Origin of the sequence: Flavobacterium sp. (assembly GCF_039595935.1) — a bacterium.
Classification (GTDB): domain Bacteria; phylum Bacteroidota; class Bacteroidia; order Flavobacteriales; family Flavobacteriaceae; genus Flavobacterium.
Map to the genome: position 1 here is coordinate 1,010,142 of NZ_JBCNKR010000004.1, position 26,041 is coordinate 1,036,182.

General features: G+C 33.6%; 24 protein-coding genes. 8 read left to right on the forward strand and 16 right to left on the reverse strand.

All coding sequences use genetic code 11. The features are described 5' to 3' along the window. Positions 1 to 100: 100 nt before the first annotated feature. On the forward strand, positions 101 to 1,336 hold the full coding sequence (gene hutI / locus ABDW27_RS04365; protein ID WP_343694742.1) for an imidazolonepropionase: 1,236 nt from the start codon (positions 101 to 103) through the stop codon (positions 1,334 to 1,336). 201 nt (positions 1,337 to 1,537) lie between these two features. Here the strand turns inward: hutI and ABDW27_RS04370 are convergent, their stop codons facing one another. Further along, a complete protein-coding gene (locus ABDW27_RS04370) occupies positions 1,538 to 2,419 on the reverse strand; it encodes a hypothetical protein (RefSeq protein ID WP_343694743.1) in 882 nt (293 codons plus the stop codon). Between the two features lie 97 nt (positions 2,420 to 2,516). Between ABDW27_RS04370 and ABDW27_RS04375 the strand changes: the two genes are divergently transcribed. Both ABDW27_RS04375 and ABDW27_RS04380 read left to right on the forward strand, forming a co-directional pair. Beyond that, positions 2,517 to 3,563 carry a formimidoylglutamase gene (locus ABDW27_RS04375; protein WP_343694744.1) on the forward strand — a complete coding sequence of 349 codons (1,047 nt, stop codon included), beginning with the start codon at positions 2,517 to 2,519 and terminating at the stop codon, positions 3,561 to 3,563. A gap of 126 nt (positions 3,564 to 3,689) precedes the next feature. Further along, positions 3,690 to 4,937 carry a DEAD/DEAH box helicase gene (locus tag ABDW27_RS04380; protein ID WP_343694745.1) on the forward strand — a complete coding sequence of 416 codons (1,248 nt, stop codon included), beginning with the start codon at positions 3,690 to 3,692 and terminating at the stop codon, positions 4,935 to 4,937. Here ABDW27_RS04380 and ABDW27_RS04385 read toward each other — a convergent pair. Beyond that, a complete protein-coding gene (locus ABDW27_RS04385; RefSeq protein WP_343694746.1) occupies positions 4,934 to 7,120 on the reverse strand; it encodes a response regulator in 2,187 nt (728 codons plus the stop codon). The genes ABDW27_RS04380 and ABDW27_RS04385 overlap by 4 nt on opposite strands. Positions 7,121 to 7,423: 303 nt before the next feature. Between ABDW27_RS04385 and ABDW27_RS04390 the strand changes: the two genes are divergently transcribed. Continuing rightward, positions 7,424 to 7,552 carry a hypothetical protein gene (locus ABDW27_RS04390; RefSeq protein ID WP_343694747.1) on the forward strand — a complete coding sequence of 43 codons (129 nt, stop codon included), beginning with the start codon at positions 7,424 to 7,426 and terminating at the stop codon, positions 7,550 to 7,552. Between the two features lie 91 nt (positions 7,553 to 7,643). Here ABDW27_RS04390 and ABDW27_RS04395 read toward each other — a convergent pair whose 3' ends face one another. Together ABDW27_RS04395 and aroC are read right to left on the reverse strand one after the other, a co-directional pair. Further along, positions 7,644 to 8,930: a dicarboxylate/amino acid:cation symporter gene (locus ABDW27_RS04395; RefSeq protein ID WP_343694748.1), complete on the reverse strand. Its 1,287-nt coding sequence runs from the start codon at positions 8,928 to 8,930 to the stop codon at positions 7,644 to 7,646. 51 nt (positions 8,931 to 8,981) lie between these two features. Further along, positions 8,982 to 10,040 (reverse strand): chorismate synthase, encoded by a 1,059-nt coding sequence (gene aroC, locus ABDW27_RS04400; protein WP_343694749.1) that lies wholly within the window; start codon positions 10,038 to 10,040, stop codon positions 8,982 to 8,984. 188 nt (positions 10,041 to 10,228) lie between these two features. Between aroC and ABDW27_RS04405 the strand changes: the two genes are divergently transcribed. Together ABDW27_RS04405 and ABDW27_RS04410 are read left to right on the forward strand one after the other, a co-directional pair. Next, positions 10,229 to 11,053 carry a UDP-2,3-diacylglucosamine diphosphatase gene (locus ABDW27_RS04405; protein ID WP_343694750.1) on the forward strand — a complete coding sequence of 275 codons (825 nt, stop codon included), beginning with the start codon at positions 10,229 to 10,231 and terminating at the stop codon, positions 11,051 to 11,053. Positions 11,054 to 11,209: 156 nt separating this feature from the next. Further along, positions 11,210 to 11,707, forward strand: a complete 498-nt coding sequence (locus ABDW27_RS04410) for a hypothetical protein (RefSeq protein WP_343694751.1) — start codon at positions 11,210 to 11,212, stop codon at positions 11,705 to 11,707. 174 nt (positions 11,708 to 11,881) lie between these two features. Here the strand turns inward: ABDW27_RS04410 and ABDW27_RS04415 are convergent, their stop codons facing one another. The 8 genes from ABDW27_RS04415 to ABDW27_RS04450 all read right to left on the reverse strand — a co-directional run bounded on the left by ABDW27_RS04415 (position 11,882) and on the right by ABDW27_RS04450 (position 19,331). Beyond that, entirely contained in the window at positions 11,882 to 12,304 is a 423-nt protein-coding gene (locus ABDW27_RS04415) for a protease complex subunit PrcB family protein (protein WP_343694752.1), read from the reverse strand. Between the two features lie 28 nt (positions 12,305 to 12,332). Then, positions 12,333 to 13,469 (reverse strand): N-acetyl-alpha-D-glucosaminyl L-malate synthase BshA, encoded by a 1,137-nt coding sequence (gene bshA, locus ABDW27_RS04420; RefSeq protein ID WP_343694753.1) that lies wholly within the window; start codon positions 13,467 to 13,469, stop codon positions 12,333 to 12,335. Positions 13,470 to 13,779: 310 nt separating this feature from the next. Continuing rightward, positions 13,780 to 14,262, reverse strand: a complete 483-nt coding sequence (locus tag ABDW27_RS04425) for an ABC transporter ATPase (RefSeq protein ID WP_343694754.1) — start codon at positions 14,260 to 14,262, stop codon at positions 13,780 to 13,782. A gap of 60 nt (positions 14,263 to 14,322) precedes the next feature. Beyond that, complete coding sequence (locus ABDW27_RS04430) at positions 14,323 to 14,928, reverse strand: hypothetical protein (RefSeq protein ID WP_343694755.1); 606 nt, start codon at positions 14,926 to 14,928, stop codon at positions 14,323 to 14,325. A 1-nt stretch (position 14,929) separates the two neighbouring features. Further along, positions 14,930 to 15,721: a (Fe-S)-binding protein gene (locus ABDW27_RS04435; RefSeq protein ID WP_184162348.1), complete on the reverse strand. Its 792-nt coding sequence runs from the start codon at positions 15,719 to 15,721 to the stop codon at positions 14,930 to 14,932. A gap of 133 nt (positions 15,722 to 15,854) precedes the next feature. Next, positions 15,855 to 17,189, reverse strand: coding sequence for a (Fe-S)-binding protein (locus tag ABDW27_RS04440; protein ID WP_343694756.1), 1,335 nt, complete (start codon positions 17,187 to 17,189; stop codon positions 15,855 to 15,857). A gap of 6 nt (positions 17,190 to 17,195) precedes the next feature. Further along, on the reverse strand, positions 17,196 to 18,161 hold the full coding sequence (locus ABDW27_RS04445; protein ID WP_343694757.1) for an MlaD family protein: 966 nt from the start codon (positions 18,159 to 18,161) through the stop codon (positions 17,196 to 17,198). A 51-nt stretch (positions 18,162 to 18,212) separates the two neighbouring features. Next, the gene (locus tag ABDW27_RS04450; protein WP_343694758.1) at positions 18,213 to 19,331 is read right to left on the reverse strand and encodes an N-acetylmuramoyl-L-alanine amidase; all 1,119 of its coding nucleotides are present in this window, start codon (positions 19,329 to 19,331) and stop codon (positions 18,213 to 18,215) included. Between the two features lie 49 nt (positions 19,332 to 19,380). Here ABDW27_RS04450 and ABDW27_RS04455 point away from each other — a divergent pair, with 49 nt between their 5' ends. Beyond that, positions 19,381 to 22,116 carry a putative LPS assembly protein LptD gene (locus ABDW27_RS04455; RefSeq protein WP_343694759.1) on the forward strand — a complete coding sequence of 912 codons (2,736 nt, stop codon included), beginning with the start codon at positions 19,381 to 19,383 and terminating at the stop codon, positions 22,114 to 22,116. Between the two features lie 24 nt (positions 22,117 to 22,140). Then, entirely contained in the window at positions 22,141 to 22,521 is a 381-nt protein-coding gene (locus ABDW27_RS04460) for a RidA family protein (protein ID WP_343694760.1), read from the forward strand. On the opposite strand, the gene ABDW27_RS04465 is transcribed toward ABDW27_RS04460, so the two are convergent. The 4 genes from ABDW27_RS04465 to pfkA form a co-directional block, all read right to left on the reverse strand. After that, positions 22,502 to 22,876, reverse strand: a complete 375-nt coding sequence (locus ABDW27_RS04465) for a methylglyoxal synthase (RefSeq protein WP_144339264.1) — start codon at positions 22,874 to 22,876, stop codon at positions 22,502 to 22,504. The genes ABDW27_RS04460 and ABDW27_RS04465 overlap by 20 nt on opposite strands. Before the next feature lie 10 nt (positions 22,877 to 22,886). Next, positions 22,887 to 23,738 carry an N-acetylglucosamine kinase gene (locus tag ABDW27_RS04470; protein ID WP_343694761.1) on the reverse strand — a complete coding sequence of 284 codons (852 nt, stop codon included), beginning with the start codon at positions 23,736 to 23,738 and terminating at the stop codon, positions 22,887 to 22,889. Positions 23,739 to 23,860: 122 nt separating this feature from the next. After that, a complete protein-coding gene (gap, locus tag ABDW27_RS04475; protein ID WP_057120708.1) occupies positions 23,861 to 24,865 on the reverse strand; it encodes a type I glyceraldehyde-3-phosphate dehydrogenase in 1,005 nt (334 codons plus the stop codon). Positions 24,866 to 24,961: 96 nt separating this feature from the next. After that, positions 24,962 to 25,948, reverse strand: coding sequence for a 6-phosphofructokinase (pfkA, locus tag ABDW27_RS04480; protein ID WP_343694762.1), 987 nt, complete (start codon positions 25,946 to 25,948; stop codon positions 24,962 to 24,964). Between the last annotated feature and the right edge of the window lie 93 nt (positions 25,949 to 26,041).

The window sequence follows — 26,041 nt, forward strand, 5'->3', positions numbered from 1 at the left end:
TCCAATAGTAAAACACGAATTTCACAGATTTCACGGATTAGTTCGTGATAATTTGTGAAATTTGTGTTTTTTACTATTCTCAAAATACTAAATCTATATAATGATCACATTAATAAAAAATATACAAGAACTGCTTCAGGTTCGTGAAACTTCCGTTTCTAAAGTTTCGGGAGCTGAAATGGCAGAACTTCCGACTATTAAAAATGCATTTTTAATACTAAACGATAATATAATCGCAGATTTTGGTTCTATGGAAAATCTTCCTGAAATCAAAGCTGATAAAGTTATTAATGCTGCTGGTCGTGTCGTGCTTCCAACTTGGTGCGACAGCCACACGCATATTGTGTATGCTGGAAATCGCGAACAGGAATTTGTAGACCGAATTAATGGATTATCTTATGAAGAAATTGCCAATCGCGGTGGCGGAATTTTAAATTCGGCTAAAAAATTAAATGAAACTTCTGAAGAAGAAATTTACGAGCAGTCAAAACTTCGATTAGAAGAAGTAATGCATCTAGGAACCGGAGCGGTTGAAATAAAATCAGGCTACGGACTCACAATTGAAGGCGAATTAAAAATGCTTCGTGTTATTAAAAAACTGGCCGAAAATTATCCAATTGCTATAAAAGCAACTTTTCTGGGCGCACATGCTTTTCCCACTCATTACAAAGAAAATAAAACAGGTTACATTGATGAGATCATCACGAAAATGCTTCCTGAAATTGCTCAAAATAAACTAGCGGATTATGTGGACGTTTTCTGCGAAAGCGGTTATTTTTCTGTAGAAGAAACAGAAAAAATCATGCAGGCGGGAATTGATTTCGGCTTAAAGCCAAAAATCCACGTAAACCAGTTTAATTCTATTGGCGGAATTCAGGCTGGTGTTAAATTTAAGGCTCTTTCTGTCGATCATCTCGAAATAATGAATCCGGAAGATATTGAAGCTTTAAAGAATACCGAAACAATGCCGGTTGCTTTGCCTTCTTGTTCTTATTTTTTGAGTATTCCGTACACGCCGGCCCGCGGGATGATTAATGCCGGGCTGCCTTTAGCATTAGCCACCGATTTCAATCCGGGTTCTACTCCATCCGGAAATATGAATTTTGTTGTTGCAACAGCATGCATTAAAATGAAAATGACTCCGGAAGAAGCTATAAATGCTGCCACAATAAACGGCGCCTACGCAATGGGACTTTCTGAAACTCACGGAAGTATTACAAAAGGTAAAAAAGCCAATTTAATTATAACCAAACCCATTTCTTCTTATTATCAAATTCCTTATGCTTTCGGAAGCAATTTGATTGAAGATGTAATTATTGAGGGCGAAATTATTTAATAACAATATATTATAAAATTGACCGCAGCGGTTGAAACCGCTCCCTTTGTCAAAAGCTTACAATCATTAAATTCCTCAAGAAAAACATAGCCCGTGGTTTCAACCACGGGAAACCATTATAAAGTTTCATTAAACAAAAAAAGGTCTGCAAACAAATCTGCAGACCTTTTTTATGTGGTATTTATTTTGCGAGATTGAATATTATCTCAAGCTGAAACTAGTTTTAGAAACTAATTCGTCGTTATCAAAAACATTGATAAAGTAAGTTCCTTTTACGAAATCTTTTCCTGGTAAATCTTGTACAACATTTACAGATTTGTTTTCGTATTGAACTGTAGTTTTGAAACTGTAAGTTAATGAGTTATCACCAAAACTTTCTGTTTTTTTATCTCCTAAAACATTGTTTTTAGCATCAATAACTTGTACATAATACGTTTTATCACCAGATTTTGCAATTTGGTTTTCAGCAATAGTAAAACTAATTTTTAAAACATCAGCACGGCTTGCTTTATCTGTTTCAATTTGTTTTCCAGAGCTTCTTAATTTGTAAGCTGCAGTTTTAGTGTTTAAAATTGATAATTTAGAACCTCTTTCAACTGTTTTTGCCAGCTCTTCATTTTGACCTACAAGTACTTCGTTATATTTTTTAGACTCTCCTAAAACTACAATTGTACTGTCTCTTTGAGTTGTCAAAACACCATTTTGTTTTTTCAGCTCATCGTTTTCAGCAACTAAAGTTTTCATTTTACCCTGCATTGCCTGAACTTGAGATCTGTATTTAGAAACGTCGCCTTTAGATTTATTTAAATCTGCCATTAAAGCGACAACTTTATCTCTTTCCTGAATTAATTCATCAGACATTGACGTGTTTTCAGCAATTGCAGCATCATACGTTGCTTTTAATTCCTGTAAATCTTTCATAACAGATTCTTTTTCTGTCATTGACGTTGTCAATTCCGTTTTAACTACTTCAGTATCAGAAGAAAGTTTAAAAATATACACTAAGCTACCAATCAGTAGGACTGCTAAAACCGCTATTACCGCTTTTAGACTTGAATTGTTGTTGTTCTTTGGGTTTTCCATATTGAATAATTTTCTTTAATAACAAATTTAAGAATTAATATATGTTAATAACGTAAGTTGTAACAATTATATTATTTTTGGAAAATAAATTTTTTTCATGGAGAAATTAGTTCCTTTTACTGTCAATGATTTGGCAAAAGTCACAAATCATCGTAGTGGTGAAATAAAATTCGGCGAAAAAATGATTGTCATTCCAAAAGGAGCTGATAAAATCAAATTTTTGCACGAATCGGAGGCGAAGTATGTATTATTAGGAATTCCGGAAGATATTGGGGTGCGTGCTAATTACGGCAGACCCGGAGCAGCTTCGGCATGGGAAAATGCAATTAAAAGTATTGCCAATATTCAGCATAACCGTTTTTCTAAAGGAAGTCAGATTATTGTTCTGGGGCAGCTGGATGTTGCTCAGGAAATGCGCGATGTTGAAAATTTAGATTTTAATGACATTGATGATCGTTCAAAACTAAGTCAGCTGGTTGAAAAAATTGACAAAGAGGTTTCGCATATCATTTTTACTATAATTAAAGCAGGTAAAACGCCAATTATTATAGGAGGCGGACATAATAATGCTTACGGTAACATTAAAGGTTCGGCTTTAGCCAAAGGAAAACCTATCAACGCCATTAATTTTGATGCCCATTCTGATTTTAGAATTCTGGAAGGGCGCCATAGCGGAAATGGTTTCTCGTATGCGTATGAAGAAGGATTTCTAAAAAAATATTTCATTTTCGGACTTCATGAAAATTATACTTCAAAAAGTGTTTTAGACATTATTAAAAAACTTGAAGATCGTGTTCGTTATAATACTTACGACAGCGTAAATATTCGTAAAGAAAAAGATTTTGAAAGAGAAATGGCGCTAGCTCTTGAATTTATTAAAACCGATTCATTTGGAATTGAAATTGATCTTGACGCAATTCCAAATATTGCCAGCAGTGCTATGACTATAAGCGGTTTTTCGGTCGAAGAATTAAGACGATTTATTACATTTTTTGGTCAGAATAGAAATGCAGCTTATTTGCATATCTGCGAAGGTGCACCAGATTTAGCCGATTCTCCAAACAATAATTTAATTGGAAAATTAATTGGTTATTTGATTACCGATTTTATCAAGGCCAATAACGAAAAAGAGAAAACCCAATGAAGAGCAAGCGGCTTAAAACCGCATATTTCCCAAATAATAAAAGATTCAAATAAACGATTGACTGAATAAAACCTATCTTTGCACAGATTTTAGTACTTAAAACTAAAAATTCTTAATTAATAAGATATGTTATTCGAAGATTTATCACTTTCAAAAAGTATACAAAGAGCTGTATTTGAAGAAGGCTATACAAACCCTACTCCAATTCAGGAAAAATCTATTCCGATTGTTTTATCCGGACGTGATTTGATTGGCTGCGCTCAAACAGGTACCGGAAAAACTGCAGCATTTGCAATTCCTATTATACATCAATTACACCGAATTGTTGGTTCATCAAAAAAAGCAAAACAAATTCGTGCGCTTGTTGTAACACCAACACGTGAGCTGGCTGTTCAGATTGGACAGAGTTTTGATACTTATTCTAAATACACCAATTTAACGCAATTGACCATTTTTGGAGGAGTTTCACAAAATCCGCAGGTTGATGCTTTAAAAAATGGTATTGATATTTTGGTGGCGACTCCCGGCCGATTATTAGATCTGCATAAACAAGGTTTTCTTGATTTGAATCATCTGCATACTTTAGTATTAGATGAAGCGGATCAAATGCTGGATATGGGTTTTATAAATGATGTAAAAAAGATTGTAAAACTTACGCCAAAAAACAGACAAACTTTATTGTTTTCTGCAACAATGCCTCTTGCTATTCTTGAATTGGCAGAAATGTTTCTGCAGGATCCTGAGAGAGTTGAAGTTTCTCCCGTTTCATCTACTGCAGAAAATGTAGAACAGCGTATTTATTTTGTTGATAAAACAGAAAAAAGAAACCTGCTGTATCATTTGATCAAAAATGAAAATTTATCAAACGTACTTGTTTTTTCAAGAACAAAACACGGTGCTGATAATGTTGTAAAAGCACTTCGTAAAAAAGATATTCCGGCCGAAGCTATTCATGGCGACAAATCGCAAAATGCGAGACAACGTGTTCTGGATGCTTTCAAAAACAAAGAAGTTGGTGTTTTGGTTGCTACTGACATTGCTGCCAGAGGAATTGACATTGAACAGCTTCCGTATGTTATCAACTTTGATTTACCAAATATTCCTGAAACTTACGTGCACAGAATTGGTCGTACCGGACGTGCCGGAAATGGCGGTATTGCGATTTCTTTCTGCGGAAAAGACGAAGAGCCTTACTGGAAAGATATTAAGAAATTAATAAAAGTTGATGTAAAAATTATTTCAGACCATCCGTATCAATGGCATGCCGGAAGTCCTGAAGCCGGAGAAAAACCGAAAAACTCAAACAGAAGCGGCGGTGCTCATAAATCGAGAAAATCAAATACTTCTAAAAAGAATAAAAAACGCTGGTATTAACCAGCGTTTTTTGATTCGTTTATTAGGTAATTTAAAATTTTAAAGAGCTTAACCGGTTCAAAAGGTTTCACAATTATATCGTTCATTCCTGCAGAAATGGCTTCATCTGTGATTTCGTCTTTATCAAAAGCTGTCAATGCAACAACTGGTGTTTTTAAGCCCAGCTGACGAATTCTTTTTGTGGTTTCGAATCCGTTCATCAGCGGCATGTTAATATCCATCAAAATAAGATCAAACTGCTCATTTTCTAATATAGTAAGAGCACCAAAACCATCGTCTACTACTTTACATACAAAGTTGTTCTTTTCGATAATTTTCTTGGTCACTAACTGATTGATCTGATTATCTTCTACAATAAGAATTTTATATATATCACTCGAAGTTAAATCAACTTCAATATCTTCAATAATTTTCTTCGTTTTTTGAGGATCATGCTCAAAAGGAATGACGAATGAGAATGAAGTTCCGGCTCCCAGATCGCTTTCCAGAGTAATGGAGCTTCCAAAAAGTCCCAATAATCTTTTTACAATACTAAGACCAAGTCCTGTGCCCTGATAATCTTCGTCTTTTCTTCCTACCTGAACAAATTTTTCAAATATTTTGTTTTGATCTACAGCGGCGATTCCAACTCCGTTATCTTTTATTAAAAAGTCCAGATAATGAAATTTCCCTTCTACTTTGTCAAGTCTTACGATTATTTCAACTTCTCCGTCTTTAGTAAATTTCAATGCATTACTTACCAAGTTCATCAAAATCTGCGCTAAACGAAGTTTGTCTCCAATCAAATACTCAGGAATATCAACATCGATAGCGACGTTAATTTTATTATTATTTTTTTGAGCCAAAAATGACAGTGAATTTTTAATTACTGTAATTTCATCCGATATATTAAATGTTAAACTCTCCAAAACCACTTTATTCTCTTCTATTTTATTAATCTGCAGAATATCGTTTACCAAAGACAATAAATATCGGGCCGAAAATTTTAAGGCGCTTAAATGCTGGCTTTGCGATAATTCTTTATGTTCTTCCAGAAGCATATTTGTAATTCCGACAACACCATACAGCGGAGTACGTAATTCATGGCTTATAGTAGAAATAAATTGAGTTTTGAGCAACGAGGCTTCTTCGGCAATTTCTTTTGCTTTTACGAGCTCTAAATTGTGTTTTTTCTTTAACCCAATATTCTTAACTAACGTAACAATTAGGAAAAGAAGTATAAATGAGATTAAAATAAACAGGATTACTATAATTCGTGATTTTTTGAGACTCTGGGACTGGGCTGTTTTTTCATTTTCAATTTTCTCAATTTGTCTTTTATATTCATCCAGTTCCAGGTTTAAACCAGCCACAGAAGCTTTTTTTAGTTTTTCCTCACTGTATTGTTCTCCGGTAATTTTATTGTAAATGATTAGATTATCATAAGCTTCTTTATGCTTACCTATTTTATTTAAAAATCTTGAATATTCTAAATGTGCATATGCTAAATCAGCTTTTTCGCCTTTTGAATCATCTTTTGAAATCGCTTTCTTAAAGTATCTATCGGCGTTAATAGTGTCATTTTCACTTGACCAGTACATTCCATTTAAAAAGTTTAAAGCAACATCATCCGATTTTCCTTTTAAATCATTTTCATGTTTGTTTATGTAAAGTAAATAAGGTAATCCTGCTTTATAATTTCCAATTTTAAAGTACGACCAGACAATATTAAGATTAGTTATAGCAACTTCTTTCTGATATTTTTGCTGTTTACCAAATTTTAATGATTCTTTGTAATAGGCAATTCCGTGACCGTACATTTTTTTCTCAAAAAAATACAGGTTTCCCAAATTGCTCGTAATCATCATCCTAAGACTCACAATATTAGATCGTTCGGCATAGTATAACGCTTTTTTATAAAAAAAGATGGCTTTGTTGATTTCGCCTAAATCATGAAAATTAATCCCTATGATGTTGTAGTTTCTTGAAATTAAAGTATCATTTTTAATATCAAATGCATACTGCAGAGCAATTCCAGATTTTTTTAAGGATTTTTCGTAATTAGTTTCGTCCAAATAATCACAAGCTTGTTGTGTTAAATCTTTAACTTTTGCAATAGTTACAATTTGGTTTTGAGCTGACGACTCAGAACTAAATATGTTTAGAAAAGCAAAAATTAAAAAACAAAATCTATACTGAAGCATAATTTGGGCGTATGTTTATTCAAATATACATTATTATAATAATTACACAATAATAGTATTTACCTTAATAATGAAAGATTAAATAATCATTCTTTTTTCTTTGATATTTATTGCAAGGCTTTAGGTAGAATTTTATAAGAAACATTGAGGTATTACAAAAAATACACAATCATTTTTCCATCAACATATCTGAAAAATATTCAAAGAAAAACTTAAATAAATAAAAAATAATATTATTTTTAACAAAACCAAAAAACACAAACTCCAAGTGTTTAAAAGATTGGAGTATTAAATCCAAAAAATATGTTAGATAACCTTTCAAAATTTGAAGAAACAGAAAAATTAACAAAAGCACAACAAAAAGCAATCACTGGAGGAGATACTCCTGAAGAAAGTGAAGATGCAAGAAAAGGTAAAGTTGCTGCAAAATAAATTCACTAGTTGATTTTATCAGCTTTATAAAAATCAAAAACCGTAACAAACAAAATCTGTTACGGTTTTTTTATATTCAAAAAGAAATAAATTATTTTTCTTCTATTGTATTAAAATTTTCTTCATTTCCATTTTCCCATTGCCCAACAACCGAAGTTGCAAGTGCATTTCCTAGTACGTTGGTTGCACTTCTAAACATATCACAGAAATGGTCAATTGGCAAAATCAATGCAATTCCTTCTACCGGAATTTTAAACATTCCGCAGGTTGCTGCAACTACAACTAAACTTGCTCTCGGTACACCCGCAATTCCTTTACTCGTAAGCATTAAAACCAAAAGCATTGCCATTTGAGTTCCTAAATCTAAATGTACATTGTAAAACTGCGCAATAAAAATACTGGCAAAAGTCATGTACATCATACTTCCGTCAAGGTTAAATGAATATCCTAGCGGCAGCATAAATGACACGATTCTGTCTTTTACGCCAAAGCTTTCTAATTCTTCTGTCAACTTAGGAAAAACAGCTTCTGAACTTGTTGTTCCAAAAGCAATTGCCAAAGGCCCAATGATGCGTTTTAATAATTCGATCATTCTTCCTTTTAAGAAAATAAAACCAACTGCGATTAAAACAACCCACAATGTTCCAATTCCTAATAAGAATGAACCGAAAAATTTAAAATACGTAATTAATAATTCTTCTGCATCACGTACAGCAAAAACGGCTGCAATGGCACCAAAAACTCCAATTGGAGCAAAGTTCATTACATAGTTTACCATTTTTAATACAATATGTGATATTTTGTCTAAAGCGCCAATTACTGGTTTTACAGTATTTCCTAAAGAAGCTGCAGCTAATCCGAAGAAAATAGAAAAAATTACAATTTGTAAAATTTCATTAGTTGCCATTGCTTCAATAATACTTTTGGGAACAATATGCTCAACGAAGTTTTCAAAAGATAAATTTTGTGTTTTAGCTGTTACTTCAGAAGCCGAAGCCATATCTACGTGTCCTAATTTCAGACCTACTCCAGGCTCTAAAATATTAACGTAAAACAAACCAATTAATAATGAGATAAACGAAGCCGTAAAAAACCATCCAAGTGCTTTTCCTCCAATTCTACCCACCGTTTTTATATCTCCTAATTTTGCGATTCCAACAACCAGAGTAGTAAAAACCAAAGGAGAAATAATCATTTGTACTAAACGGATAAAAACTGTCGCCAGCATTTTAATTTTGGTACTAAAAGACTGTGCCGCTTCTGGCGAAATATAATGATGTAAAATAATTCCAAGAGCTGCGCCAAGGAACATTGCAATTAAAATCTGCCCGGTTAATCCTTTAATAAATGATTTTTTCTTAGTTTCTGTAATTTGCATTAATTTACTTTTTAATTATTAAAATATAAGACCCTCACTGTCTTACTTTTACTAATATGTTTTGTTGATTAAATAAAAATCAGCCAAAACAATCGCAGCCATCGCCTCAACGATTGGTACTGCACGAGGCACCACGCACGGATCATGACGTCCTTTTCCGGTCATTGGTGTAATATTTCCTTTATTATCGAGAGAATCCTGAGTCTGCATGATAGTCGCAACAGGTTTAAAAGCCACTCTGAAATAAATATCCATTCCGTTGCTTATTCCGCCCTGAATTCCACCTGAAAGATTTGTTTTTGTAGTTCCGTCCGGATTGTATAAATCGTTGTGTTCGCTGCCTTTCATTTCTGAGCCAGAGAAACCGCTTCCGTATTCAAAACCTTTTACTGCATTGATAGACAGCATTGCTTTTCCTAATTCAGCATGTAATTTATCAAAAACAGGTTCACCTAAACCAACCGGAACATTTTGAATTACACAAGATACAACACCTCCAACGGTATCTCCCTGCTTACGAATATCACGAATATATTCTTCCATAATTGCTGCTGATTTTTCATCAGGACAGCGAACCGGATTGCTTTCTATTTTTGAGAAATCTAATTCCTGATAAGGTGTATCTAAATGAATTGGACCAACAGAAGAAACGTAAGCATTAATTTTAATTTCAGGAAGCATTTGTTTTGCAATTGCGCCTGCTACTACTCTGCTGGCAGTTTCGCGTGCAGAACTTCTTCCGCCGCCGCGATAATCACGAAAACCATATTTTTGATCATATACATAATCAGCATGGCTTGGTCTGTAATTATCTTTTATATGAGAGTAATCATCTGATTTTTGATTGGTATTTGGAATAATAAAACCAATGGGTGTTCCGGTCGTTTTTCCTTCAAAAATTCCAGATAAAAACTGAACCGCGTCTGGTTCTTTTCTTTGGGTTACAATTGCTGACTGTCCCGGTTTTCTTCGTGACATTTCAACTTCAATTGCTTCAAAATCAAGTTCTATTCCTGACGGACAACCGTCAATGATTCCGCCTAAAGCTTCACCATGCGATTCTCCAAATGTTGTTATTTTATATAGGGTGCCGTAGCTGTTTCCTGCCATTGTAATTTGTTTTGAGCAAATGTAAGTTTTATGAATTAAATTAAAAAATTAAAAATTGGTAATATTAATTAAAGATTAAACACTTTAAAAATCACAATTTATTAAAATTGTCTCCAGATTAATAACCTTTTCATAAAATAAATTATGTGAGATTTTCTTTCATTTGCTGAACTTCAAATTGAGAAAAATTGAAAAAACGAAATGTCGAACTGGTCATTATTTCTGATGTCCATTTGGGAACTTACGGAAGCCACGCTAAAGAACTAAACAACTATTTATCAACCATTAAACCTAAAACTTTAGTTTTAAATGGTGATATAATTGATGCATGGCAATTTAGAAAATCTTATTTTCCGAAAGCGCATTTGAGAGTCATTCAGCGTATTATTGGAATGGCTTCAAAAGGCACAAAAGTGTATTACATTACCGGAAATCATGACGAAATACTTCGAAAATTCAGCGACATGAATATGGGCAATTTTTCTTTGGTCGATAAATTAGTTTTAGAATTAGACGATAAAAAAGCCTGGATTTTTCACGGAGATGTTTTTGATGCTTCTGTTCAACATTCTAAATGGATTGCAAAACTGGGTGGATTAGGTTATGATTATCTAATTTTAATGAATCGCTTTGCTAACTGGTGTCTGGCTAAATTAGGACGCGAACCTTATTCTTTCTCCAAAAAAATCAAAGCCAGTGTAAAAAAAGCTGTAAAATTTATTTCAGATTTTGAAACTACTGCAACAGATCTGGCAATAGAGAAAAATTACGATTATGTAATCTGCGGTCATATTCACGAACCTAAAATCCTTACTAAAGAAAATAAACACGGCTCTACTTTATATTTGAATTCTGGAGACTGGGTTGAAAATTTAACTGCACTCGAATATCATAAAAAGCGCTGGAAATTATATTCGTATACTCATACTCATTTTACAGAAGAAGAAAACCTATTTGAAATGGAAGACAATCTAACATCTCAAATGCTTTCGAATATTATTTTAAAAAAATAAGCAAACCTACGTTTAAAGCCCTGTATACGTTGTTTTTAACTTTTGTATGCATCAAAAATTCAAAAAAATGTGAATTATATAACAATTTCTAAAAATGTTATACGTTCTTCATAAGTAAGGAAATCTAAATTTGACAAAAATTAATCAACCATTTTTATGAAGAAGATAATATTATCTGCCATTATGCTTTTTGGATTAGCATTTACGGCTCAATCGCAAGAAATTTCGAAGCACGCTTTAGGATTACGTTTAGGAGACAATAACGGGTTTGGAGGAGAAGTATCCTACCAACTTGGTTTAAATCAAAAAAACAGACTTGAATTTGATTTAGGATGGAGAAACAGCAGCGATGTTGATGCCATTAAAGGTGTTGCTCTTTACCAATGGGTTTGGAATATCGATGGCGGATTTAACTGGTATGCTGGTGTCGGTGGAGGTTTAGCTGCTTGGGATCATGATTATTACAATAACAATTACAGATACAATGATAGCGGAACTTATGTTTTTGCAGCTGGAGATATTGGTATCGAATATAGATTTAAAGAAGTGCCAATTACATTATCATTAGATGCAAGACCTGAAATTGGTTCTGGTTATTATGACGACGATAACTTTGGATTTGACGTTGGTTTAGGCGTTAAATTCAGATTCTAATTAAAAATAAAAAATAATTGTAAGAAGAAACCTGTCGTTTAATGCGACAGGTTTTTTTTATGTTTTAATTATAATGATTGTCACCCTAAGGGCTATTTAAGAGATAGAAGCATCACGAGCGGGCTTCGACTACGCTCAGCCTGACATTTAACCTCTAACTTTTTAGTTCTAACACTATTTGATAATAATCTCCTTTTTAGAATGCACTTTTACAACCGTATAAGGATAAGTAATAGACTGTGTTACCATTGCATCCGGAGCCGGATTTTTTTCTTTTACTGTAATGATGATATTTTTATCAGTTTCTTCAACACTTTCAATTCCAATAGAATATCCTCCGGTGTTTTTCTCACCCATATTTAGGATCACATAATTAGAATTGGCAATGTCAGCCTGTTTCATTTTTGCCGTCAAAAGCGGATCATTCTCCAGCATTTTGATTTCATTAGGTTCTGTCAAAATTTCAAAGAATTTGATATTTCCACCACCATCAGACTGTTCTGTTAAAACTTCGTATAAAGCTGTTGATCCCGTTGATTTTTTTGCACCGCAGGAAACCAAAACAAAAATTACTAAAACCGAAATTACTTTTTTCATTACGTTCAAATTTTTTAAATTAATGTTCTTACTCTTTATAATCGTCAATTGCTCTCTGATACAAAGCCTCGTATTTAGGCAGAATGTTTTTTATATCAAAATTCTTCGCCACTTCTAATGCATTAGCCTTAAACTCTTTTAACGTATTATCGTCCTTTAATATTTTAATTGCGTTTGCAGCCATTTCATCAACGTTTCCAACATCGCTTAAATATCCCGAAACACCATCAAAATTAACTTCTGGAAGTCCGCCTGAATTACTGGAAATTACAGGAACACCGCATGCCATAGCTTCTAAAGCCGCCAAACCAAAACTTTCAGTTTCTGATGGCAGTAAAAACAAATCGGTCATGCATAAAATTTTGTCGATTTCATTACTATTTCCAAAGAAAATTACTTTGTCGTAGATTCCAAGTTCCATACACAAAACTTCAGCTCTTTCTTTTTCAGGACCGTCACCCACCATCATTAATTTGGCTGGCATTTCTTTCTGAATATTATAGAAAATCTTAATAATATCCGGTATACGTTTTACTTTTCTAAAGTTACTAATATGCGTTACAATTCGCTCATCTGCTTTAGCCATTACATACCTGTGACAAGGCTCGGTTGGATCTTTTCTAACTTTATCCAGTTCAATAAAATTCGGAATTACTTTAATTTTATTTTTGATTTTGAATAATTTCAAAGTATCGTCTTTCAAACTCTGGGAAACCGAAGTTACATAATCTGATTTATTGATGCTGAAAGTTACTGCAGGTTTATAAAAGGGATGATTTCCAACAAGCGTGATATCAGTTCCGTGAAGCGTTGTAATCATCGGAAGATTAATTCCTTCGTTTTTAAGCATTTGTTTTGCCATATAACCTGCATAAGCATGCGGAATTGCGTAATGCACGTGTAGAACTTCTATTTTGTATAATTTAACCATATCAACCAATTTACTTGACAAGGCCAATTCGTAAGGCTGATAATGGAATAAAGGATATTCAGGAACGTTTACTTCGTGATAATGAACATTTGGATTTAAAAGCGCCAATCTTACTGGCTGACTATAAGTTATAAAGTGTATTTCGTGTCCGCGTCTGGCTAATTCAAGACCTAACTCAGTGGCTACTACCCCACTACCGCCAAACGTTGGATAACAAACTATTGCTATTTTCATGTATTAAATTTAATTCTACGAAAGTACTCAAAAATCACGTTTAATTGGGGTTTTAAATTGTTAGATTTTTGTAAAAGTTAAGTGCTGAGATTCTAAGCTTCTAAAAATCTAAGGCTTACTTATTGAGCAAAGTGTGGGTAAACTTGTATTTTTCTTTGATGAGAACTTTGTCAAAGTTTAAAACTTTGACAAAGTTTACACAACAAAACCCGACAGGTTTTAAAAACCTGTCGGGTTTAACACGTATTAAAAACCAAAAAAGGCACAAAATCTAAAATTTCATGCCTTTCAAATATATTATCAATTTCTCTTAGAAAAATCTGCTGTGCCAGCTGTCGGCAGCGGGAACTTCCCAAGCATCATTAAATTCTTCAATATTCGTAACCAAGTTATTAAACACAATTGTGTTTCCGGTTACTGCTTTATCTTTTACCATTTTCTTGAAATCAATTAATGGTTTATGTGCAATATGCTCTCCAAGTTTAAAAGTAACGTTCATTTTATCCAATAAATCAACGTTATATTTTTTTTCTAATCCCTGAATAAATTCTACAGAGCTATCAATAGAACATCCGGTTGCAGCCTGCACTTCCTGATTTACTGCTAATATTATAAAACGATTGTATTTTAGCAAAAATGAAGCTTCAAGGCTAGTTCCGTGAGCAGCCCAATCTTCTACAAAAGCTTTTAAATCAGTTTCGATTTCAGAAAACTCTTCCTCAGAAAATTTTCTGTTCGATTGGTAAATCCAAATTCTTGATTCACCAGGTAAATTTTCAAAAGGTATATACATTTTTTAATTTTAGATTTTAAATATTAAGCCAAGAAAATTAAAATCTTACTACTTAGAAATTTATTGTCTTTCTAATTTTGAAAGGATATTAAAATATCTAAATTCTTTGCTTTTTGCATCAAATAACTCAATTTCTGTATAACTTACTTTGAGTTTATCTTTTTTCTTAATCTCATTATTGGTTAGTAAAGAGGCCGTATCGAAAGAATCTAATAAAAGAAGATTGTAATTTCTACCATTTTTATCCTTTAGCTGTAAAGTAACAAATTGCTCCCATTTAATATCTACCACTTCTCCTAAAAGAGATAAATCTTGCTGCTGAGTTTCTTTTTTGTCTTTAATCTCGTTCTTCCCTAATTCCATTATAACAAGAGGGCAAAATTGCAACATTTTAATAGCTACGCTCTCTCCTAATTTAGTCATCCCTTCATCATCATCAAAATTCACCTTATCTTCTGGTTTAAATTCTGATAAATGATCTGAGTAACTTTTAATCATACATACGCCAACTTCAACTTTAAAGTCTTCGGCAGATAAATTAGGATTTTTTGCTTTTTTTGCTTCCAGGCAGCTACAAGTTTCTTTTGCAACAACTTCAATTACATCTTGAGAATAAACACTAATATTACAAAGCAAGATGATAATAAATAAAACAACTTTCTTCATATTACAAATCCTGCGCATTAGCAATTAATTCAGCAACGTCCATTACTTTTACCTCGCCTTCTTTATGTTCATGTTTGATACCGTCAGTTAACATTGTATTACAGAACGGACAACCCGCTGCTATAATATCTGGCTTTACTTCCAGAGCGTCTTCTGTACGTAATACGTTTACCTCTTTGTTTCCCGGTTCTGCATCTTTAAACATTTGTGCTCCTCCTGCTCCACAACATAATCCATTTGCTTTAGAACGTTTCATTTCAACTAATTCAACGTCTAATTTCTGGATTAAATCTCTTGGTGCTTCGTAAACTTTATTGGCTCTTCCTAAATAACACGGATCATGAAAAGTGATTTTCTTTCCCTTAAACTGTCCGCCTTCAACAGTAAGTCTTCCATCATCAATTAATGATTTTAAAAACTCTGTATGATGAATAACTTCATAGTTTCCGCCCAATTCAGGATATTCATTTTTTAATGTATTAAAACAATGCGGACAAGCTGTTACGATTTTTTTTGCTTCATAAGCATTCAAGACCTCGATATTCATCATGGCCTGCATTTGAAACAAAAATTCATTTCCGGCTCTTTTTGCAGGATCTCCAGTACAACTCTCTTCTGTACCTAATACTGCAAACGAAACATTAGTACGATTTAAAATACGTACAAATGCTTTGGTAATTTTTTTTGCTCTATCATCAAAACTTCCTGCACAACCTACCCAAAACAAAACCTCTGGCTGTTTTCCTTCGGCAAGCATTTCTGCCATTGTTGGCACTACTAAACTTTCTGACATCTTCTTTTGTTGTTAAATCGGTTAATCGTTTATTTGGTTAATCGCTCTCTCTGACATAACCTTACTAAAAAACCTTGATACTTTTATTAAAATCGATTAAACGGTTACATAAATAACCGGTTAAACGTTATTTCTAATTCTCGTTTTTCCAATTTAAACGGTCCTGCTGGCTGTATTGCCAAGGCGCACCGTTATTTTCGATATTAGTCATCATTGCATTCAATGACATTGGCGCAGCACTCTGCTCCATAACTAAATAGCGACGCATATCCATAATAATAGATAACGGACTGATATTTACCGGACACTCTTCTACGCAAGCATTACAAGACGTACATGCCCATAATTCTTCAGGAGTAATATAATCGTTTAAAAGTGATTTATTGTCTGGAACAAAAACACCTTTATTAGCATCAATATTTTTCCCAACCTCAGTTAAACGATCTCTTGTATCCATCATAATTTTACGTGGAGACAATTTTTTACCCGTTTGATTTGCAGGGCAAGAAGAGGTACAACGTCCGCACTCAGTACAAGTGTATGCATTTAAAAGCTGAACCCAGTTTAAATCCTGAACGTCACTTGCTCCAAATTTAGCCGGTGCTGCATTCTCATCTGCGGGCGGAGCCGCTGCAAAAGGATCAGCATTTGGATCCATCATTAATTTAACCTCATTAGTAACTGAAGCTAAGTTATCAAACTGTCCTTCTGGTTTTAAATTAGCAAAATACGTGTTTGGGAATGCTAAAAGAATGTGTAAGTGTTTTGAGAAGTACAAATAATTCATAAAAATCAAAATACCTACAATATGCAGCCACCAAAATGTTTCAAATAATATTACAACCAATTCATTCGACATTCCGTTGAAAATTGGCGCTATAAACTGACTGATTGGAAAACTTCCTGCTTTATGAAAAACTCCTCCCGGAACATTTTGTAAATGAAGGTCTGAGGCGTTCATCAATAAAAACAAAATCATTAAAACAGTTTCAAAATACAAAATGTAGTTTGCATCACTTTTAGGAAATCCTGTTAAATCAGAATGTATAAAACGTTTCAGTCTGATAAAGTTTCTTCTTAACCAAAAAACAGTAACAGCAAAAATTACCAGTATGGCCAATATTTCAAATGAAGCAATTAAAACATCGTAAACTACACCTAAATATGGTGCAAAAATTCTATGAGTTCCTAATAATCCATCGATTATAATTTCTAGTAATTCGATATTAATAATTATGAAACCTACATAAACAAAAATATGAAGTATTCCGGCAACAGGGCGTCTCACCATTTTTGACTGCCCAAGAGCAATCATAGCCATGTTTTTCCAACGAGCTTTAGGATTATCTTTTCTATCTACGTCAACTCCTAAATTAATGTTGCGGATGATTTTTTTTACGCTCGCTGCAAAAAAACCAAAACCTACGACAAGAAGTATGGCGAATAAAATATTATCTAAATAACTCATTTACAATTATTTTTTATCAGTTGATTTTGTTTCTTCAGCAGGTGCTACATAAGGTTTGTTTTTCTTTCCGAAAAGAGAAACATTCACGTAGCGGGTTGGATATAAACGCACGTCTTGTAATAACAATTCAAGTTCTTTTGAAGTTTTTGTAAGGTTATTATAAAGAGCTTCGTCGTTTAATATTTTACCAGCTGTACCTTTTCCAGAATTCAAATTAGTCATCAGCATATCTACTTTTGCTAAAGTCTGATTTAGGTTACGAACCGTTTTTCCAAGATCTGCTTTGTTTAAAGAATCAGATATTTTGTTAAAGTTGCTTGACATTTTATTAAAGTTTGTCACGACTCCGTTTATCTGCGCTTTGTTTGTATCTAAAATGTTATTGATACTTCCAGATGCTTTATGAAACTGCTCCATTGTCTGGCTTAGTTCTGCTAAAGTTTTCTTTAAATCGTCCTGTCCTTTTTTATCTAAAACATTGTTTAAACCTGTAACCAGTTTATCAATATTTAAAAGCATTGCATTAAGCTTATCCTCAATTGGCGCAATCTTTCCGCCTAAAGATTCTGTTAAACCAAGTTCAACAGCCGCTTCTAATGTCTGACCGTCTTCTGATGGTTCTTTATCAGCAAGGTTTGGAATAATTTTGATTTGTTTTCCTCCAATTAAACTTGGCGAATACAAAGCTGCTTTACTGGTTTTAGAAATAGGAAAATCAGTTTTTAATTGCAATTCAACTAATAATTTTCCGGTATGTTCGTCGATAGTTATCTTACTTACTTTACCAATAGCAAGTCCGTTTAAAGTAACGGGAGCAGATGGTGACAAATCTTCAACATTATCATATTGAACATATAATGTGTGATAATTTGTAAAAAGGTCTTTGCCTTTTAAAAAACTGTAGCCCCAAATAAATAATAAAATTGATGCGATGACTAATACAGCCGTTTTAATTTCTCTTGTTATTTTCAAAATTCTAAGTGTTTGTTACAAAATTACTATAAATATTCGAACTTGTGACGATTATTTGATTGCGTCCTGAATACTTATCTTTTCTCCGTCTTTTGTCGCGATTAAAAAGGATGCGCCATACCCCTTACTTTTAGCCTCTTCCAGATATTTTTTGGCCGCTTCATAATCAGAAGTTTCCTGATAAAAATATTTATAAATGTTGTTTTCGTAAATCATGGTTACATTTTTTAGCCCTTTAAAGTTTTTAGGTTCTAAAGGTGTTTTTTTAATACTAGCTATAAGCTGTACTTTAAAAAATGTTCCTTTTGGAGCACTTTTAGCCGCTTCTACCACTGCTGTTTTCTTTGGTGTTGAAGTATCTCTTACAGGCTTAGCTTCCATTGCTTCTGGTGTGCCTGTTCCAAAATATTCTCTTTTATAACTCAAAATAGCTTCGGCTATGGCTTTTGCAATATCGTCCTGACCTTCTTCTGAATTTAAAATATTTCCTTCTGTTGGGTTAGAAACAAATCCTGTTTCAACCAAAACCCTTGGCATATATGCTTTATGAAGTACCATAAATGGGGCTTGTTTTACACCGCCTTGTCTGATTTTTTTCCCAAGTCTTTCAAAATTATCTTCAATTTTGCTTGCCAATGAAATACTGTTATCCAGATATTCTTCCTGCATTAAGGTCATTCCAATCATTGATTCCGGCGAATTAGGATCGAAACCTTCGTATTTACGTTTATAATCTTTCTCTAACGTAATTACCGAGTTCTCTTTCTTTGCCGCTTCCAGATTTGACGCTACTTTACTCAAACCCATTACATAGGTTTCTGTTCCGTCTGCTGCCGTATTTTTATTGGCATTACAGTGAATTGAAACGAAAATATTTGAATTGGCTCTGTTTGCAATATTGGCCCTTTCGACCAAATCGATAAAAACATCTGTTTTACGAGTATAGATTACATTAACATTTGGATTAAGCTCTAAAATTTTCCCCACTTTTAAAACAATAGCCAAGGCAATATTTTTTTCAATCCGTCCGCTGTAAACTGCACCAAAGTCGTGATCTCCATGACCAGCATCAAGTGTTACTTTAAAAACATTTGATTGACTATATGTGCAAAATGACGTTATTGTTAGAAATAAAGTAAAGATTACCTTAATTTTGTTTAAACCATTCATAAATTTAAAAGTTAATTTTAATAAAACGCAGCTGTTATAATTTTTACAATTGATTATTTTTGCCAAAAAATTATATGTAAGTTTGACATGTCAAAAAACAAGCCATAATTTTACAAAAATAGCATTTAAACCTTTGCAGACAAACTTATTTAATATCGTTTTAATATCATTTTTCCTAACTTTAGGATGTGGTAATTTATATTCGCAGGAGATAAAATCTAAAAAAAAGCCGTTACCAGCTGCAAAACAAACAGATAAGCCTCAAATAACTCAAAATGATACTATCAAACTTGATACTGTCAGACCTACAAAGACTTTTTTGGACGGAAAGGTTAGATACAAGGCAAAAGACTACGCTAAAATCGATCAGAAGAAAAAACTGATTACGCTATATAATGAAGCTGAACTCTACTATAAAGATGTGGAGCTAAAATCAGGTATAATTGTTCTGAATTATGAAAAAGATGAAGTGTATGCCGGGAGAATTAAAGATTCAGCCGGGGTTTTAACGCAGTTTCCTAACTTCAAACAAGGTTCAAACGAAGTACAGCCGGATTCCATCCGCTTTAACTTTAAAACTAAAAAAGCTTTAATTTATAATTCAAGAACTAAACAAGGCGAATTAAATATTAAAGCGGCCGTTACCAAAAAAGAAAACGATTCTGTTTACTATTTAAAAGATGCACGTATTACAACGGCTCAGGATATTGACAATCCTGAATATTATTTCAGAACCAGTAAGATCAAATTTGTTCCCGGTGAAAAAATCGTTACCGGTTTAACTCAAATGGTTATTGCTGATGTTCCTACTCCTTTGGCCTTACCATATGGTTATTTCCCTTTAAGTAAGGAAAAAAGCGTTTCGGGTATTATTGTGCCAAGTTATAATGACTCTAACACGAGAGGTTTCTCTCTGCAAAATGGTGGTTATTACTTTGCATTAAGCGACAATTATGATTTAACTGTTTTAGGAGATTATTATACAAATGGTAGTTACGCCATGCGTTTTGAATCGGCTTATGCAACGAGATATAAATACCGAGGCAATGTTAATATTCGTTTTGAAAACCTGATAAGCAGTGAAAGAGGTTATCCTGATTATTCGAAGCAAAACATTTACAACATTCAGTGGTCGCACTCAAAAGATTCAAAATCGAATCCTAATTCAAGTTTCTCTGCCTCTGTAAACATGGGTAGTAGTAAATATTTTAAGCAGTCTATTAATCAGGCCAATATTGGTTCAAACCTGAACAATACTTTAAGTTCATCTATTTCATACAACAGAACTTTTAATACGATTCCGGGATCGCGTATATCGTTGACAGCTACGCATCAACAAAATACGCAAACAGAACAAATTCAGATGAGTTTACCAAACTTACAGGGAAGTATTGACCGTATTTACCCTTTTGTTGGAAAAGACGGCGTTAAAAAAGGTTTTATCAAAAACATCAACCTGCAATATAATGTAACAGGTAAAAACAATATCGTTACTTATGACTCTTTATTCTTTAAACCTCAAATGTTTAGAGATGCTCAAATTGGTATGCAGCATACAATTCCGATTAGTACTAACTTCAAAATCTTTAAATATTTTAGTGCCGGAGCCTCTACTAATTATCAGGAAACCTGGGTTACCAAAACTATTGAAAAGAATTATGATTCTACAGAAGGAAAAGTTGTAGATAAAACGATAAATGGTTTTGACTCGTACAGAACTTATAATTTAAGCACCAATTTAGGAACTACTATTTACGGTACATTCAACTTTGGTGAGGATAAAAGAATTCAGGCTATACGACATGTTATGCGACCGAGTATTACGTATTCATATACGCCGAGTTTTGAACGCTATTATGACCATTATACGGTCGATGCAGCAGGTAGAATTTCTACAGATGAATACTCGCGTTTTGCAAATGGTGTTTATGGTGCTCCCGGGCAAAATAATTCGAATATAGTTGGTTTTGCCTTAAGTAATACTTTTGAGGCCAAAGTACGAGACAGTGACAGTACTAAAACAGAGCCGAAGAAAATAATGCTTTTAAACAATTTAAACTTCAATACAAGTTATAATTTTAGTGCCGACGGTAAAAAGACTTTAGCTTGGCAGCCGGTTGTTTTAAGTGGTGGAACGCAATTTTTTGACAATAAAATGAATGTCAATTTTGGTGCAGTTTTAAATCCTTATGCTATTGACAACGCCGGAAACGTGATAAACAAATACAACATTGATAATGGCGGAAGTTTGTTTAGAATGACAAGTGCCAACATTACCATGAATTACTCTTTTTCTAATAAGGGAACCGGAAAAGAAAAAAACTCACAGAGTCAGCGTAACGGAGGTCGTAATGATGACTTATTCGGAACAAATACAGACTTAAACGACAGCAGAAACAGTCAATTTGCCAATGAGCCTGAACGTGAAGATGATGCTATAAGTGAATTCTTTAGTTCGAAAATTCCGTGGGATATGACTATGGCTTATTCTTTAACGTATACCAACGCTGCCCGCGAAAACAAAATTTCAGGTAACTCTATCATGATTTCTGCCAATATGGATATTACTCCTAAATGGAAAGGCGGTATTTCTACCGGTTATGATTTTGTTCAAAAAGGTGTTACTTTTACTCAGTTCCGTTTTGAGAGAGATTTGTTAAGCTGGAGAATGGCTTTTAACTGGAATCCAATGGGAACAAATGCTAACTGGAACTTTTTCATCGGAATTAAGTCTGGTATGCTTAGTGACATTAAATGGAATAAACGCAGTACTTCAAATCGATAATTCGTCGACTTAAAATAATTTATTATGAAAAAAATAATCTTTACAGAGAAAGCTCCGGCTCCTATTGGCCCATATAATCAGGCTGTATTATCAGGAAATACACTTTATGCTTCGGGACAAATTGCAATTAATCCAGCTTCCGGAGAACTTGTTACGGATAATATTAATGACGAAACGAAACAAGTTATGGAGAATATTGCAGCGATTTTAGAAGCCGCAAATATGACTTTTGAAAATGTGGTAAAAGCAACCATCTTCATTATGGACATGAACAATTTTGGTGCAATAAACACGGTATATGGTTCTTATTTTAACGAAAAAACCGCTCCAGCACGTGAAACGGTTCAAGTGGCATGTCTGCCAAAAAATGTAAATGTTGAGATTTCTATAATTGCAGTGCAATAGCATCTAATAATAATTGTGCCGTTGCTTCATTTGTTGCCAGCGGCACATTATGCACATCGCAAACACGAATCAGCATATTAATATCTGCTTCATGGGGATGACTTGATAACGGGTCTTTAAAAAAGAACACCATATTGGTAATTCCTTCTGCCACTCTTCCTGCAATCTGTGCATCACCACCTAAAGGTCCTGAAAGCATTCTTTGCGTTTTAAATCCCGCTGCTTCGGCTTTTCCTCCAGTTGTTCCGGTACCAATTAGTTTGATTTTTTCATTATGAAGAATCGCTTCATTTTTAATCAAAAAATCAATCAAATCAGCTTTTTTACCATCGTGTGCAATAATTGCAATTTCCATAAATCCGGAACTATTGATTAGCGACATGGTAAGCAATTAAACCATCAATTGGTCTTCTTAATACATTTCCTAATTTAAGTTCGTATTTATCAAATGTTTCCTGCAGTTCATCTTTTAAATAAAATGCGATAGAACCCACGAAATGCACTTGAACTTCTTTACAGTTATCAAATTGTTTGATATAGTTTTTAACGAAAGATTTCATTCCTTTGAAAATAATTTTTCTGCAGAATTCAGTGTCTTTGTGCTTAATTAAAAACTTAGCATAAGTTGCTAAATAAGCATTTGGATTTGGCTCTTTATATAATTTGTTTTTAATAAAATCAGGATCAACATCGTACTCTTTTTCAAGCTCTACCGCTAATTCTTTTGGCATTTTATTAAAATAGTATTTTCTAATTAATTCTTTTCCAAAAACGTTTCCGCTGCAGTCATCCATTACGATATAACCCAATGACTGAACTTTTTGGTGCAATACTTTTCCATCAAAATAACTGCAGTTTGATCCCGTTCCTAAGATCGATACAATTGCTTCTTCACCCTTTGGAGTTGTAGCATAAACAGCCGCATAAGTATCTTCCTGAACATCTACGATAGCGTTAGAAAAATACTCCTGAAAGATTTGTTTCAACCATTCTTTCATTCTGTCTGTTCCGCAGCCTGCTCCGTAAAAGAACAAATGTGTTGCATTTTTTTTATTTTGAAGAATATCAAAACGGTCGTTTAATCTTGAGATGATTTCCGGTCCGTCAAGAATTTCAGGATTTAATCCTAATGTTTGTGTTGTGAATAGTACTTTTCCATTATCATCTATCGCAATCCAATCGGCTTTAGTAGATCCACTGTCAACTATTAATTTCATTTTTTTTTGTTTTTGGATTAGTTTTTCTTTAATAAGTGTGTTTTTTACATTAATTAAAGACGTAACAAAATAAGAAAATCCCGTTACTTGGCGATAACGGGATTTTGTAAAAATATATAATATTATTTTAAACCTGCAATATGTACAGATAAATCGATCAATTTGCTTGAATATCCGTACTCATTATCGTACCAAGATACCAATTTGAAGAAAGTAGAATTTAATCCAATTCCTGCAGTAGCGTCAATGATTGAAGTTCTTTTATCTGAGATGAAATCCTGAGATACAACTGCATCTTCAGTGAATCCCATGATACCTTGTAATGAAGTTTCAGAAGCTTTTTTCAATACAGCCATGATCTCTTCGTAAGTAGTTTCTTTAGCAACTTTTACAGTTAAATCTACTACAGAAACGTCAGCAGTTGGTACACGGAAAGACATTCCAGTTAATTTTCCATTCAAAGAAGGGATAACTTTTCCAACCGCTTTAGCAGCACCAGTTGAAGAAGGAATGATATTGATTGCTGCGGCACGTCCACCTCTCCAGTCTTTTCTAGAAGGTCCGTCAGCAGTCATTTGAGTTGAAGTAGTTGCGTGAACAGTAGTCATTAAACCTTCAACGATTTCGAAATTATCGTGGATAACTTTAGCTAAAGGAGCTAAACAGTTTGTAGTACAAGAAGCGTTAGAAACAACTAAATCAGAAGCTTTTGCAGTTTCGTGGTTAACTCCCATTACAAACATTGGAGCATCAGCAGATGGAGCAGAAATGATAACTTTTTTAGCTCCTCCTTTTAAGTGCTCGCTTGCAGTTTCGATAGTTGTGAAAATACCAGTACATTCTGCTACTACATCAACATCAACTTCGTTCCATTTTAAGTCAGCAGGATTTCTTTCAGCTGTAATACGGATGTTTCTTCCGTTTACATATAATTTTCCTTCTTTAACTTCAACAGTTCCGTTGAAACGACCGTGAACTGAATCATATTTTAATAAGTAAGCTAAGTGATCTACGTCTAATAAATCGTTGATCGCTACAACCTCTACATTATCTCTATTGAAAGACTCTCTAAAAACGATTCTTCCGATACGTCCAAATCCGTTTATTCCTAATTTTACTTTTGACATTTTACTAAATTTTTGCTTTTGTTTTTATTATACTAATTCAAAGTCTAATTTCCTCACAATAAACTTCTTTCTCTTTTAAACTTATATCTTATATAATTATGTAGACATAATGTCTGATACTCTCAATAATTCTCTATCAATTTCAGATTTTCCTTTGATAGCCTGTTCAAGCGGAGTTAAAATAACTTTATCTTCTTTAAGACCAACCATATAGTTAGATTTTCCTTCTAATAAAGATTCAACGGCTTTTACACCAAGACGGCTTGCCAGAACACGGTCGAAGCAAGATGGCGAACCACCACGCTGCATGTGTCCTAAAACAGAAACTCTTACGTCGTATTCAGGTAAATTAGCTTCTACGTAATCTTTTAATTCGAATACATTTTTACCAATTTTATCTCCTTCGGCAATAACTACTATACTTGATGATTTCCCTGAAGCTTTACTTTTTTGAAGAGAGTCTAACAATCTGTCAAGACCTAAATCTTCTTCAGGAATAAGGATTTCTTCTGCACCTGCACCAATTCCGGCGTTAAGTGCAATGTGACCTGCATCTCTACCCATAACCTCTACAAAGAATAAACGGTTGTGAGAACTTGCAGTATCTCTAATTTTATCAATACAGTCAACAACAGTATTTAGAGCAGTATCGTAACCTAAAGTAAAACTTGTACCGTAAATATCATTATCAATTGTACCCGGGATTCCCATTACAGGAAAATTGTATTCTGAATTAAAAACTAATCCTCCGGTAAAACTTCCGTCACCACCAATTACAACCAAAGCATCAATGCCGGCTTTTAAAAGGTTTTCATGAGCTTTTTTTCTACCTTCAGGTGTTCTAAAGTCAACTGAACGAGCCGATTTCAAGATCGTTCCTCCTTTGTTTACAATATTATTAACGCTTCGAGGGCCCATTTCTTTAAAATCTCCTTCGATCATTCCTTGATACCCTCTATAAATCCCTATGCATTCTATATTATGATAAGCACATGTTCGAACAACTGATCGTATTGCAGCATTCATTCCTGGTGAGTCTCCTCCTGAGGTAAGAACACCTACTCTTTTTATTGTTTTTGACATTATTTAAGTATTAAAGTTGTAAAATTAGCAAACATTCACCAGTTTTCTCGTTATGTTTATTATAAATTAATAAAATCTGTTAAATTCAAACGT